The organism is Desulfomonilia bacterium (assembly GCA_036567785.1).
In the GTDB taxonomy this organism is placed as follows: domain Bacteria; phylum Desulfobacterota; class Desulfomonilia; order UBA1062; family UBA1062; genus DATCTV01.
Window position 1 is genome coordinate 107,688 of sequence record DATCTV010000030.1, and the last position, 13,870, is coordinate 121,557.

Genomic DNA, 13,870 nt, shown 5'->3' on the forward strand with positions numbered 1-13,870 from the left:
ATATTAAATGACCGATAATCCAGGATTATTAGTGAGGACTATATGATAGAAGAAGCACTGACTTTTGATGACGTTCTGCTGATTCCCGCAAGATCCAGCGTAACGCCTGCCAGCGTGGATACGAGCACCTGGCTGACAAGAGGGATTAGGCTTAACATACCTCTCGTAAGCGCTGCAATGGATTCCGTTACTGAGGCAAACACGGCCATAGCGATGGCCAGGGAAGGGGGCATAGGAATAATTCATAAAAACATGTCACCGGAAGCACAGGCGGTTGAAGTCGACAAGGTGAAAAAATCAGAAAGCGGTATGATAGTCGATCCCATAACGATGACGCCTGACAGAAAATTGTGGGAAGCTCTAGAGCTCATGAAGCATTACCACATCTCAGGTGTACCGATAACCGTCGAAGGCAAACTAGTGGGAATCCTGACAAACCGGGACCTGAAATTCGAAACCGACCTGAACCGCTCGGTCAGCGAGGCGATGACAAAAGAAAATCTTATCACCATAAAAGGTGAGATAACACTGGCAGAGGCAAGCAAGCTTCTACATAAGTATAAAATTGAAAAATTGCCCGTGGTTGATGATGAATACAGGCTCAAAGGTCTCATTACCATCAAGGATATTGAAAAGGCAGAACAGTTCCCTGATGCGGCAAAAGACAGCAGGGGAAGGCTCATGGTCGGGGCTGCAGTCGGGGTATTTCCAAACGATGAACCCAGGGTACATGCGCTGATGAAGGCGGGTGTCGACGTAATAGTGGTCGATACCGCTCACGGCCATTCTCAGGCTGTTCTGGAAACGGTAAAGGCGATAAAATCCATTTATCCCAAATCCCAGGTTCTTGCAGGAAATATTGTTACTGCCGAGGCGACCGTTGACCTCATCAAAGCCGGTGCGGACGGTGTAAAGGTGGGGGTCGGGCCCGGTTCCATCTGTACTACAAGGGTTGTGGCGGGCGTAGGCATGCCGCAGATAACCGCGATAATGAACTGCTCGAAGGCGGCTGGTGAATTCGGTGTTCCGGTTGTTGCCGACGGAGGCATCAAATTTTCTGGGGATCTTACAAAGGCCATTGCCGCCGGTGCCTCGACCATAATGATAGGCTCCCTGTTCGCCGGCACCGAAGAGGCGCCGGGCGAGCTGATTATCTATCAGGGCCGTACTTATAAATCATACCGGGGCATGGGTTCGCTGGAGGCTATGAAGCATGGCTCGAAAGACCGCTACCAGCAGGGTGACATATGCGATGCAGAGAAGTTCGTACCCGAAGGTATAGTCGGCCGTGTGTCGTACAGGGGAAAGATATCCGATAATGTATATCAGCTTATAGGCGGTCTCCGTGCAGGAATGGGCTATACGGGCTGCAGGACCGTGCCGGAGCTTCAGACGAACGCGAAGATGATCAAAATTACGGCGGCAGGCCTGAAGGAATCTCATGTTCATGATGTCATAATCGTGAAAGAAGCGCCAAACTACAAGCTGGAATCATAAAAAGGCCGGAAAAGCAACCGGTTTTAGTAAATTCAGGCAGGATAATGGGAGCAGAAAACAGTTTCGTTCATCTACACTGCCATACGCAGTACAGCCTTCTTGACGGCGCCATCAGGGTGGGCGATCTTATCAGAAAGACCAGGGAATTCGGCCAGAAGGCTGTTGCCATAACGGATCACGGGGTTATGTACGGGGCAGTGGAGTTTTACGACAAGGCTGTCGCCGAAGGTCTCAAACCAATAATCGGCTGTGAGGTTTATGTCGCACCTGATTCAATGGAGGTCAAGGAGGCACTGAAGGGTTTCCCGACAAACTACCACCTTTTGCTCCTGGCTATGAACAACCAGGGATATACGAACCTCATGAAACTGGTGTCTCTGGCCCATGAAAAAGGATTTTACTATAAACCCAGGGTCGACAAAAACCTCCTTTCCGAACTGAACGGCGGGCTTATTGCCCTTTCCGCCTGTCTTAAAGGAGAGATACCTTACTGGCTTCTTAGGGGGAACCGGGACAGGGCTATTGAGGCTCTCGAGTTCTATGCGAAGACTTTTGACGGTAGATTTTATCTCGAGATCCAGGAGAATGGCCTTGCCGACCAGTCGCAGATAAATCCCATGGTGATCGATCTGGCAAAAAGATATTCGCTGCCTGTCGCAGCAACTAACGACTGCCACTATCTGAACAGAAACGATGCGAGTGCACATGAGGTTCTGTTGTGCATACAGACACAGGCTACGATGCAGGACAACGACCGCATGAAGCTGGGGTCAGATCATTTCTACCTCAAAAGCCCTGAAGAAATGGCCGAAGCCTTTTCGTATATTCCCGAAGCCGTCAGCATGACATCCGAAATAGCATCACGCTGCAATGTGGAGATTCCTAAGAACGTTTACTATTTTCCGGTATTTCCGGCTGAACCCGGCAGGTCGCTGGAAGATATGGTAACACAGCAGGCCAGGGAAGGCCTTAAAAGAAGAATGGGTGAAATCCCGGAAAATTACAGTTCAAGACTTGAAATGGAGCTTGGTGTTATAAGGGACATGGGTTTTTCTGGATACTTTCTTATTGTCGCCGATTACATAAATTATGCAAAATCCAAAGGCATACCGGTAGGTCCCGGCAGAGGGAGCGCAGCAGGCTCGTTAGTGGCCTACGGCCTTGGAATAACAGACATTGATCCAATACGGTGGAACCTTCTTTTCGAGCGTTTTTTGAATCCCGAGCGCAAGAGCATGCCTGATATCGATGTCGATTTTTGCCAGGACAGGCGCGATGAAGTTATAGAATACGTAAAGAACAGATACGGCAAGGATTATGTGGCCCAGATAACGACATACGGAAACCTGAAGGCCAAGGCGGTCATTAAAGATGTTGCCAGGGTGATGGGCATCAGTTTCTCCGAAGCGGATGCAATTGCCAAACTGGTCCCGAATGACCCCAAGATAACACTTGAAAAGGCTGTTAACGAGGAGCCTAAACTCAAAGAGCTTATTTCAAAAGACCCGCAGGTGGCCAGGGTGATAGAGGTAGGCAGGGCGCTTGAAGGACTGTCACGCCATGCCTCGGTTCATGCAGGCGGCGTCGTAATCTCGGACAGCTCTCCCATCACGGTCCATGTTCCTGTCTATATCGATAAAAAAGGAATGCCCATAAGCCAGTATGACATGAAAGTCCTTGAAAGGGTCGGACTGGTCAAGTTCGATATGCTGGGCTTGAAGACTCTTACCGTAATACACAAGACCCTTGATATTCTGCACTCCCGCGGAGTCGAACTGGAAATAGAAAAAATACCTCTCGATGACAAGGCGACTTACAGACTCATAAGTGAAGGTGATACTGCAAGCGTGTTCCAGCTTGAATCTTCAGGCATGAGACAGATGCTTTCACAACTGAAGCCGACGGTCTTCGAAGATATTATCGCAGCGGTGGCCCTTTACCGTCCAGGCCCTATGGATTTCATCCCCGAATACGCCCGCAAAAAGCATGGGAAAGAAAAGGTGGAATATCTCCACCCGCTTACCGAGCAGATACTCAAGGAAACTTACGGGATCATGGTCTATCAGGAACAGGTCATGCAGATAGCCCAGGTGGTGGCAGGCTATTCTCTGGGCAAAGCGGATCTGCTCAGGAGGGCGATGGGAAAGAAGAAGCCCGAGGAAATGGCAAAACAGCAACACGACTTCGTTGAAGGGGCGAAGAAAAACGGGGTTCCTGAAGACATAGCAAAAAAAATGTTCTCCAGAATGGAAGAATTTGCCAACTACGGATTCAATAAATCACACGCCGCAGCCTATGCCCTGGTAGCCTATCAGACCGCTTATCTGAAATGTCATTTCTTCAAGGAGTTCATGGCGGCGAACTTTACGCTGGACCTGAACAACACTGACAAAGTCGTGCAGCATATAGCCGAATGCCGGAGCAAAGGTGTGAAAATCCTTCCTCCGGACATCAATAAAAGCGCATGGGAATTCGTTACAACGGAAGAGGGCATCCTTTTCGGTCTGGGTGGTGTAAAGGGTGTCGGTCACAAAGCCGTGGATATAATCATTGAAGAGCGTCAGAAAGGGGCATTCAAGGATGTCCGGGACTTCATCAAGAGGAACAGTCTCTCAGGCGTGAACCGCAGGGTGCTTGAATCGCTATTGAAATCAGGCGCCTTTGACAGTCTTCATGCAAACAGAAGGGCTGTTTTTGAATCCCTAGATGCACTGATTGAAGATGCTCAAAGAATGGCCAGGCAAAAAGATGATATGCAGGGCTCACTTTTCGATCTGATCGATGAAAATGAGACTGAAGAGCAGCTGAAATTGCCGGATATACCGGATTGGCCTGATAACGAAAGACTCAAGCAGGAAAAGGATGCCCTGGGATTTTATATATCCGGGCATCCTCTGAATTCTTTTTCGGAAATCATAGAACGTTATTCGACAGCCAATACACTTACGCTTTCCGAGGTAACAGGCAAGACCATAATAGCAGGGATCATTCAGAACCTTAATATAACAAGGACAAAAAAAGGCGACCCGATGGCAAGGGGACTGCTTGAGGATTTGCACGGTACCGTGCCTGTGATCTTTTTCCCCAAATGCTATGCCGAGTTTCACCAGGCTATAACAGGCGAAGGGCCTGTCGTAATAAAGGCAACTGTCGACCGAAGTGAAGATGACAGCGAGGAAGGGACATCCGTCAAAGTTGACCTGAAAGCTGAAGAGGTCTATCCTGTTGATCAGGCGGATTCTGTTTTTGCAAGCCGTGTAGTTGTGAAGCTGTCCGATATGGACAAACAGCAGGATATCAAGGCTGTCAAAAACAGCATACTTGACTTCAAAGGCAGCTGTCCGGTCAGCTTTCAGATAAAGTCAAACGGGGCGGTGGTAATGATCGATGCAGGAAAGGAATATACCGTAGCACCGATCAGGGCTTTTATTGACAGGATTCAGAGCATACTGGGGCCGTCGAGAGTGGAGATACAGTGAAGAAAAGCGGAAAATTCGCAGACCTTGATAAAGCGCTTAAGGAATATGAAGCGAGTTTGATAAGGGCGGAAAAAGACGTTGACGATAAGGCGAAAAAGTCAAGCGCAGAGGCCAGGAAGCTGGCCAATGACCTGAGAAAAGACCTTTATTCGGAGATTACCCGCTGGGAATGCATTGAAATAGCAAGACATCCTGCAAGACCGGGTGTCTGTGAATTCATTTCCGGCATATTCGACAGTTTCATGGAACTTCATGGAGACAGGGCCCTCGGCGACGATCCTGCGATAACCGGAGGGCTGGCATTCCTTGATAAAAAGCCGGTTGTCATAATCGGGCACAAGAAACACACAACAGGACATAAGAATTATCTTGAACATCATTTCGGCATGGCTTCTCCATCAGGGAACAACAAGGCGGCAAGGCTTATGAAGCTTGCTGAAAAATTTTCAAGACCGGTAATCACTTTCGTAGATACGCCGGGTGCTTATCCGGACCCTGTAGCAGAAGACAGAGGCCAGGCATACAGCATCTCGACATGCATAAATGCCATATCCAGTGTCAGGACACCCGTTATCGCATGCATAATCGGGGAAGCGGGATCAGGAGGTGCTCTGGCATTGGGATTCGGGGACAGGATGATTATGCTGGAGAACGCATTTTACAGTGCCATATCACCTGAGGGGTTTGCATCGATCAAGAGGGGTGATGAGACAACAAAGGAAGAAGCGGCAGAAATACTTAAAGGCACGGGCCGTGATCTGTATGCTCAGGGACTCATAGATTATATGGTCATGGAACCTCTGGGCGGAGCCCATAACGATCCCGAATCTGTAATAAATGAAACTGGAAAGGCTATCCGACGGTATATATCGGAACTGAAGGATGTTGATACTGAAACGCTCATGAGAAAACGTTTTCAGCGTATTGAAGGGTTGATGCCTTGAATATCGAAGCTGCGTATTATGTAATAGCAGCGATTTTCGGGCTCTTTATCGGGAGTTTCCTCAATGTATGCATTTACCGCATACCTAGAAACCTTTCGATAGTATGGCCGGGTTCCAAATGTCCGGGCTGTGATACTCCCATAAGGGCGTACGACAATATACCAGTTTTAAGCTGGATTATCCTGCTCGGGAAATGCAGGAAATGCGGGCAGAGGATCTCAGTCAGATACCCTGTTGTCGAGTTGCTGACCGGTGTTATTTCGATAGTCTTTTTTCACAAGTACGGACTTACTCCTCAGTTTTTTATTTATTATGCCTTTGCATGCGCGCTGATTGTTGTCACCTATATCGACCTTGATTTTCAGATAATACCGGACAGGATTTCTCTGGGCGGTATTGTTGTCGGGCTTATCTGCGTAAACTGGCTGCCCGTAAGCTATAAGGATTCTCTTATCGGTATGGCAATAGGTGGAGGGATTCTGCTTATAATAATATACGGCTATTATTTCCTGACAAAAAAGCAGGGTATGGGTGGCGGAGATGTGAAACTGCTTGCCATGATAGGAGTATTTACGGGATGGCAGGGTGTGGTGTTTACACTTTTTGCTGCATCTTTGATTGGTTCCGTCATAGGCATTGCCTGGGTTTTCATTAATCGAAAGAATATGAAGGCAGCCATTCCATTCGGACCTTTCCTGTCAATAGGGGTGTTGATTTATCTCTTATGGGGCCCGCCCATGATCGGCTGGTATTTCGGGTTCATGAGGCATCAGTGATGTAAGCTGTCTTTCAGATCTTTATATCAAGTTCCTTAAGCCTTTTTAGTATTTCAGACCACATTCTGGATATCCATTCATTGAATGCTTTCGAGTCCCGGGAATAGTAGTAGGCTGATATCTGTATCAGGAGGCCTTTATCTTTGATGCCCGAGAATATGATTGAAGCCGGTGTTTCCGGTTTCATGGCCTCATGGTTTGAGAACAGTTCTCTTATTGAATCGATGGCCTGGGAGATTTTTTCAGGAGTTGTATCCGGTGACATAGTGACATTGGCATCCCATTTATAAAAAGGGCTTTTGCCGGCATTTACCAGTGTGGTGTTGACGACCTTCTCATTGGGTATGGACACCAGGTAACCGATTGCCGTTCTGATTCGCGTGCTCCTGAATCCTACATTTTCAACAACACCCGTGTGTCCGTCTATTATTATCCTGTCTCCGACGGTAAAAGGCTTGTCAAAAAGAATTGTGAGAGATCCAAGGAAATTGGCGATAGAATCCTTTGCCGCAAGAGCTATTGCAATGCCTCCGATTCCGAGAGAGGCGAGCATCGGTCCAAGATTCATTCCTGTTGAAGAGTGTATAACAGTCATGGTGCCGAATATTACGACCAGGATCTTAAAAATTTTGCCGAGAAACGGTACCAGCATATCATCAAGTTCGCTTTCTGTTTTGTCAGCCACAGCCCGCAAGTAGGATTCGAAGACATCAACCATCCTGTAAAGAAACCAGAAAATTATAAAAGCAGTCACTATTCCGGCCGTCACTCCTGCAATATGATAAATTGATTTGTTATATTGAAGCAGCGGATGAAGACAGCCGTAAGCCCCGAAAAAAATAATAAAGAGACTGACGGGTCTTCTTGCGGCAAGGGCAATCTTTGATGCTGTATGGAATCTGCTGCTTGAAAAAATATTTTTTGTCTGTCTGCCGAGGGTAAAACTGACGGTTCTTTCCCCAATAACAATTAATATAAAAATAATGATCCGTATGATGATTTCGAGAATTGATATGCCAAGGATTGTTTCTGAAGGAATAAATTCTCCCGCATACTTTGATGCGCCCTGACTTAATGTGCTTATGACCCCTTCCAGCTGGTGACCGGCAGACAGGACCTTATCGTTGGCGGAGGAGCTGTTTATTGCGCCCTTTTCTATTATTGAAGGACAGGTGCTCTTGTCAGTATTGCTTGCCTGAGAGTAAGAAAATGGAATTATCAAAACCGAAATTATTACTGCAATTGCCGCATATGGTGATATAACTCTGAATCTGCTTCTCATTTTTATTCCCCGGATAATATTTTTTCCTGATAAATAAAAATTTAATATCTTTAAAAGCTGACATAGTCAAATAGCTCGATCTTATCTTAATCGTCAAATTATCAGAAGAATTATGCCATTTATAGACAATAGTACCTGTCGCTGTGAATAATCAGCAAAAATGACCTGATATCATGTTGTTACATTATTGATGTCCGATCCGGATAATTTTTTTAAAAATATTGCTTTTTGATATGCTGCAATTATTATTATCATATTATGTTTGAAGTATAGTAAAATATATATTATATATATTTAAAATAGTTATAAAACAATTTGGTTTAAATTACGATTTATTTGTTGGAGGCTTTAATTGATGTTTAATGTTTATTGGGATGTGAATGTAATCATGAGGCAGGGTAATTCTGTGTCCGAAGAAAACCAACGTTCAAACCTGAAAAAATTATTAATAATTTATAGGAGGTAATGATGTTGAGGAGAAGACATGCATTGTATTTGGTGATTGGCTTGACATTATTTTTCATGTCATCAGGCTTTCTTGGCATGTGTGTCGGCACTGATTACAAACCGGCAACAATAAAAATCACAAGTCCGGCAAAAGGCATGGTGTTTGAAGCAGGGACGCCTGCCATCATAATCACCGGAAGGGTAACAGCCGGAGACAGTGAGATACAGACCCTCAAGGCGCAGGGCAAGGTGATTGCATTTAATAAAACCACCGGTCTTTTTTCATATGAGCTTAAAATGAATCAGGCGGAAATATTTACTACATGTGAATTTACGGTAATTGACAAGAAAGGTATTGCAAATATTGAAAGGGCTTCATATTCCCTCGGGCAGGCCTCAGAACCGGGGTCAGTCGGGGTGATAGACAACGCAATGAGGCTGGTATTGACGGATTCATTGCTTGATCAGGTTGAAAAATTCGCAAGCAACTTCATGAACACATGGAAGAATGATCTGATCTATGGATGGGATAATGCCATATACGGATCACTGAATCCTGAAAGCCCGTTTGCATCAATGTCGCCTATTATCCCGACAGCAAGGATACCTTTCGATGATGGGATGAACGGCTGGATACAGCTGTCGCAGGCTTACAGCGAACCTCAGGACAAGGGATATATAAATCTGGGCAAGATTTCCATATCAACCGATATACTGCCGACCAACCAGATTGCAGCCGGCATACTGATTACGCCTGAAAGCTGGGTAAATCCAAGGGGCGGCAGTGCGAAGGCCTTGTTTGTCCAGGGGCACTACAGGACATATCCTCTTGGTATTGAGACAAGGATCCACTTTACGGTTTATACAAACCTGGTTAACATATCCAACGTCAAGCTGGGACTTGGGGTAAATTCCAATAACAAGATAGTTGCAAAGCTTGATTTAAGCCGTGCAAATATCGATCTTGGTAATCCAACCATAGAATTTGGTAAGATAGAACTGGAAGATGAACTCATTAACTTTATCCTTGATATTGTCAAGAATACGGTACTGAAAAAGCTGGCCATTGAAATGGAACTTGTCGGGGTAAATGACATTTCATTCGATCTTCTTGGACTTAACATAAGTGGCTGGCCAATGATGAGCACCATATTCACAACGCCTACCGCCGATCAGATGGTTATTGATCTTGGCCTGTCTGCCAAACTGGCAGAAGATACAATACCGTTGGTACAGGATTTAACGGTTTTCTACACAACTCTTCCCAATACTCAGCCTGCTATAACCATGACATCCAATGAAAATATCGCAATGGCGATTTCGGACGATCTGATGAATGAAGCGTCCTTTGACCTGATCCAGCTCGGTCTGCTAAAGAATCTCGACCTCACGTCCTCAGTAAAGGATCTGCTTGGCAAGCTTGTCTCAGGTAAAACTATTATTGCTAAAGCGACGCTGCTTACTCCGCCTATATTCGATTTCTCCGGAACTGAAGTTCTGCCTGACGGCATTACCCAGGTCGGCAGGGTCATAGTCAAGGATCTGTATTTTGAACTTTACTATAAGGGAACGGTGCTGCCTTATCCTTATGCGGCGAGGATGTGTGTCGATGTCGACCTTGACCTGCAGCTGAAGCTTTCCGAAGACGGGAAGCATGTTCAGGCTCTTCTTAATGTTCCTAACAGCAGCTTCACGATCAACTACCTGTATACAAACCTGACTAATTCGGCATTGTTGCCTGAAATCGGAGGCAAGCTTACAGTGAAGGTTCTGGACATGCTCCTTCAGAAGCTTGTTAACTTTGATATTCCGACAATTGACCTTTTTGGTCAGTCGATTGCAATCGGCATATCGGATACGGAACTAATCAACAACTGTCTGGTTGCTAAACTTGATGTTGTAGTTCAGTAGCTTATCTGCACGCAACAGAGCATACAAGGCGCCCGGCATTTACCGGGCGCCTTTTTATTATTTTCTAATGGCATCTCTGTTTATGAGTTTGACCGGGATTGTAGCATCAGATGTTTCGGATAATAATTTCGGAATATCAATACTGCGGGAAACAAGCACCTCAATTCTTATGTTTGAAAATACCCTGTATATGAATTCAATGCTTTCAAACGGGAGCGTGTTTTTATAAACAGTTTCAAAGCGTGACTTCATTTTCATCAGACCTTTTATAAGCAGACGTATTCTTGCTGCTGCTTCTTCATGTCCCAGTGATTCAAAGGCCCCGAAGAACACAAAGGCGGTTCCTTCAAGTATAAGAAAATCGGCGGGATAAGCTATCCTGTAAAATTCCCTTGTAACCTGATTTTCAATGGGCAGCGGTTTGAGATTGCAGCTCAGAAAATACTGCTGCAGCTCTTCATCGCTGTAGAGCACTCCAAGCAGTCCCTTCGAAGATGTCTTAAATAATGCTTCTTCAATAATTGACTGTGCGATTGAGCGAAAATTATCAGGATAGTATAATATTGCAGGCAGCGGCGCAAACTTTTCTATATCATGAATGGCCTTTTCAAGAGGAACAACGATCTTATCAAAAGCGAGCATTATTCCGTACGAAAGGTGTACATCCGTAGATCGTGCTAGATTCCTTTCAGTAAATACGAGACAGAAACGGGATGAGATGATCTTCGAGCATACACGTTCACAAAACGATATTTTATTTTGATCCGAAAGTTCGGGCATAATATAGTTTTTAAGCCCCTTTGCCCTGAGCAGATCGTTAAGGGTATTTATCTCCATTTCATATTTCGTCTTCTCAGGCACGGCTATGAACACGCTTTCTTCGGAGCCTGCAAAATGTCCGCAGTATGGCAGGTCCAACATGCAGGATTTTTTCTGTATAGTCTTTTTCATCTATGAAATACCGTGGCGATCGATCATGTCTAGGATAAGGGCCGGCCATGTGAACATGTCAGCCCCTTTGCCTCTACCTGTTTCGGGATCATAGAATTCGTGAAATCCATTTCCGGTAATAAGCCTTGCAGTCTTTGCGGTTATCAATGAAGCGATGTCCTTTCTCCCGTAAATCGACGCGGCTTCCGCCGCAGCCCAGTTCATGCTTATCCAGATGCAGGGCCCACGCCAGAGCATGGAATCTCTGAACCATCTGAGGTCCTCTTCTTTTGCAGAGTTAAACCGTACTCCGTAATCACAGGCGAAATGCCCGGTTGAATTTATGTATTCGTTCATAACCCTTTCTGCCCGCTCTCTTGGCACCAAACCGGAAAGCAGAGGCATGATGCCGTTAAGGCATGACCTGAAAACTTTTACTGGTTTTGGCGTGAGGCGTCTTGGATAATAGAATCCCTTTCTTTCATCCCACAGCAGACTTTCACAGGCATTAATCACCGCATCAGCAACTTCTTTGCACTTTTGAGCATCCGTTTCATTCCCTGCGATTGAGAAGAGCCTGGAAACCGCCGATGCCCCTGCCGCAACCAGACCGTTCAGGCCTGCATCCTGAAAAACGAATGCCCCTTTTTCAAGGGCCTTTTTCCCATCCCAGTCGAGCCGGACTATTTCTTCTAGCTGTTTCAGATAGGCGTACATATATCGCAGAAACCATGTCGGCCTTCTCACATCAACACCGCAGGCTTTATCGAAATAGGGGGCCGCATCGGTTCCCGATTCCCAGGGATGGATTATGCACACAAGGCTGTCTCCCAGCAGGTCTCTCTCCCTTATCAGGTATTCAAGGCATTTCAGCATAGAAGGAAGCAACTTCAGTATTCTTTCATCCCCGGTTCTGTTATAAACAATCTCCGCCGCAATGAGATATGAAGGCGGGTCAATGAACATGCTCCGTCCCATGCTGTCGAACTGGCTTGAGACTGATCTGATGAGCATCTTCCTGAAAATGGATTCACTTTTTCCAAGGCCTTCGATCCTGACCTCATGCGGGATAAGTCCGCTTTCCATCTGGAAAGAGAAAACCGCCTCCAGCTCTCTTACGGCGAGTTCAGGTGCGATTACTGAAAGTGCAATTGCATGCCATCCGGAATCCCACGCGAAAAACGACTGGTAGGCGCCTAGTGCGGGCTGGTGAAAAGTGAGACCCCGGAAGTTAACGAGGTTTTTTTCAAATACATCCCTGGCCTCTTTGATCAGGTATTCTTCGAGCATAACACATCCCTGTCCGAGCAGGCATTTTTAGAAACCAGCCGTTTGCGGCGGTGTTCAAAAGAGCCCCTTTCATCTTCGGTTATCAGGTCATATCTTAACACCTGTTCAACGATAGCAAGTGCGCGTCCGATATCATGGCTCCTGTGTTCACAGAATTTCGCTAGTTCGGCCAGTGCGAATACATCCCCGCTGTCTGAAGATACAATATCCTCCCATAAACGGACAGCCTCATGCCATTGACCGGATCTTTTATGGATGAGCGAGAGCATCTTCTTTGCTTCCATTGCATATGAGAGATCATCAATTCCGATTATCGATTCAACCATATGACGCATCAGTTCATGGTTTCCCTGATCATTATGAAGTTTTGCCGCAGCCAGGATGTCTCCGGGGTGGGCTTTATCGATGCAGCCACCTGATACCACTTCAGTCAGATGGCTGAGCAGCGTCGCCATTGATACGATATCTAAACGGTTGTGCTCGAAGACATCTTCCATGAGCGATGGGTTTCGGGTTTTCAACCAGTCGAAATAACGCTGAGGTATTTCCGAACCCGGGACATCGCTTATTCTCCTGAAACCTAGCACCTCGTCTTCAAGTGTGACAAGTCTGCAATTTGATGTGCGGTGCGAATAAAGCCTTCGCGATGGATTAAGAAGGTCAAGGTGCGGCATGGCCTTCATCGAGTCTTCAAGACGGTTCAATATAAAGCGAGCCGAGAGCAGGTTCATATCAAAGGCCCTGCCATTGAACGAGACCAGGAATTTCTTTTCGGCTGCTGTTTCGTTCAAAAATGCGAGCATGGCCTTTTCGTCGGAAAAATCCCTGGCAAAGAGCTGGCATGTAATGAAGTCATTGCCCTCGAAAAATCCCAGACCTATCAAAAAGGGGAGCGTCCCGGTACCTCCTGCAAGTCCTGTTGTCTCGGTATCGAAAAAAAGCGCATCATGAGGGCTGCAACCTGCAATTGCAGAATGGCGCGCAAGCATGGAGGCTGCATGCATGTCGATTTTAAGGCATTCTCTGATAAGTTTGCCGCCGTGCCTCGAATCCGCCCTGAATCTGTTTCTTGAAAAAAAGAACTCGCCGTAGTCGTTTTTTACCACTTCACCTGAAAGGGCAGTCTCAATCGGAATTGAAGCTTTCAAGGGGCGGGTCTGCGGCCTTGGTTGAATCCTGGTGCCCCTTGCCATAATGGCGTCGATCTTTCGCCTTAACTCTTCAATGCCGGGTTTACTCGCATCAGTTCCGGGCCTTGATTTCGGACCTTCGCCTGTAAGCCTTTTAAGTCTGTCTATCGTGCTCATTCCTAAA

At 46.2% G+C, this 13,870-nt stretch carries 9 protein-coding genes; 5 read left to right on the forward strand and 4 right to left on the reverse strand.

Going from position 1 to position 13,870, the window contains the following annotated elements; all coding sequences use genetic code 11:
* Positions 1-42 precede the first annotated feature (42 nt).
* The 4 genes from guaB to VIS94_07575 are packed head-to-tail and all read left to right on the forward strand — an operon-like array spanning position 43 to position 6,696.
* Positions 43-1,497 (forward strand): IMP dehydrogenase, encoded by a 1,455-nt coding sequence (guaB, locus tag VIS94_07560; protein ID HEY9160924.1) that lies wholly within the window; start codon positions 43-45, stop codon positions 1,495-1,497.
* 44 nt (positions 1,498-1,541) lie between these two features.
* The gene (gene dnaE, locus VIS94_07565) at positions 1,542-4,976 is read left to right on the forward strand and encodes a DNA polymerase III subunit alpha (GenBank protein HEY9160925.1); all 3,435 of its coding nucleotides are present in this window, start codon (positions 1,542-1,544) and stop codon (positions 4,974-4,976) included.
* A complete protein-coding gene (locus VIS94_07570) occupies positions 4,973-5,920 on the forward strand; it encodes a carboxyl transferase domain-containing protein (GenBank protein HEY9160926.1) in 948 nt (315 codons plus the stop codon). Before dnaE ends, VIS94_07570 begins: the two co-directional genes overlap by 4 nt.
* Positions 5,917-6,696 (forward strand): prepilin peptidase, encoded by a 780-nt coding sequence (locus tag VIS94_07575; protein ID HEY9160927.1) that lies wholly within the window; start codon positions 5,917-5,919, stop codon positions 6,694-6,696. The genes VIS94_07570 and VIS94_07575 overlap by 4 nt, the downstream gene beginning before the upstream one ends.
* 13 nt (positions 6,697-6,709) lie before the next feature.
* On the opposite strand, the gene VIS94_07580 is transcribed toward VIS94_07575, so the two are convergent.
* Positions 6,710-7,978, reverse strand: coding sequence for a mechanosensitive ion channel family protein (locus VIS94_07580; protein HEY9160928.1), 1,269 nt, complete (start codon positions 7,976-7,978; stop codon positions 6,710-6,712).
* A 468-nt stretch (positions 7,979-8,446) separates the two neighbouring features.
* On the opposite strand from VIS94_07580, the gene VIS94_07585 reads away from it, so the two are divergent.
* Entirely contained in the window at positions 8,447-10,336 is a 1,890-nt protein-coding gene (locus VIS94_07585) for a hypothetical protein (protein ID HEY9160929.1), read from the forward strand.
* Between the two features lie 57 nt (positions 10,337-10,393).
* Here VIS94_07585 and VIS94_07590 read toward each other — a convergent pair whose 3' ends face one another.
* Genes VIS94_07590 through VIS94_07600 form a run of 3 tightly spaced genes read right to left on the reverse strand, consistent with a single transcriptional unit; the run spans position 10,394 to position 13,863 of the window.
* A complete protein-coding gene (locus VIS94_07590; protein ID HEY9160930.1) occupies positions 10,394-11,287 on the reverse strand; it encodes a hypothetical protein in 894 nt (297 codons plus the stop codon).
* Positions 11,288-12,556, reverse strand: coding sequence for a hypothetical protein (locus VIS94_07595; GenBank protein HEY9160931.1), 1,269 nt, complete (start codon positions 12,554-12,556; stop codon positions 11,288-11,290).
* Positions 12,538-13,863 carry a ribonuclease H-like domain-containing protein gene (locus VIS94_07600; protein ID HEY9160932.1) on the reverse strand — a complete coding sequence of 442 codons (1,326 nt, stop codon included), beginning with the start codon at positions 13,861-13,863 and terminating at the stop codon, positions 12,538-12,540. The genes VIS94_07595 and VIS94_07600 overlap by 19 nt, the downstream gene beginning before the upstream one ends.
* Between the last annotated feature and the right edge of the window lie 7 nt (positions 13,864-13,870).

What these genes read in the sequence shown, in the direction of transcription:
- VIS94_07590 (HEY9160930.1), bottom strand. Translation starts at nt 11,287, where the DNA reads ATGAAAAAGACTATACAGAAAAAATCCTGCATGTTGGACCTGCCATAC.
- VIS94_07595 (HEY9160931.1), bottom strand. Translation starts at nt 12,556, where the DNA reads ATGCTCGAAGAATACCTGATCAAAGAGGCCAGGGATGTATTTGAAAAA.
- VIS94_07580 (HEY9160928.1), bottom strand. Translation starts at nt 7,978, where the DNA reads ATGAGAAGCAGATTCAGAGTTATATCACCATATGCGGCAATTGCAGTA.
- VIS94_07600 (HEY9160932.1), bottom strand. Translation starts at nt 13,863, where the DNA reads ATGAGCACGATAGACAGACTTAAAAGGCTTACAGGCGAAGGTCCGAAA.
- dnaE (HEY9160925.1), top strand. Translation starts at nt 1,542, where the DNA reads ATGGGAGCAGAAAACAGTTTCGTTCATCTACACTGCCATACGCAGTAC.
- guaB (HEY9160924.1), top strand. Translation starts at nt 43, where the DNA reads ATGATAGAAGAAGCACTGACTTTTGATGACGTTCTGCTGATTCCCGCA.
- VIS94_07585 (HEY9160929.1), top strand. Translation starts at nt 8,447, where the DNA reads ATGTTGAGGAGAAGACATGCATTGTATTTGGTGATTGGCTTGACATTA.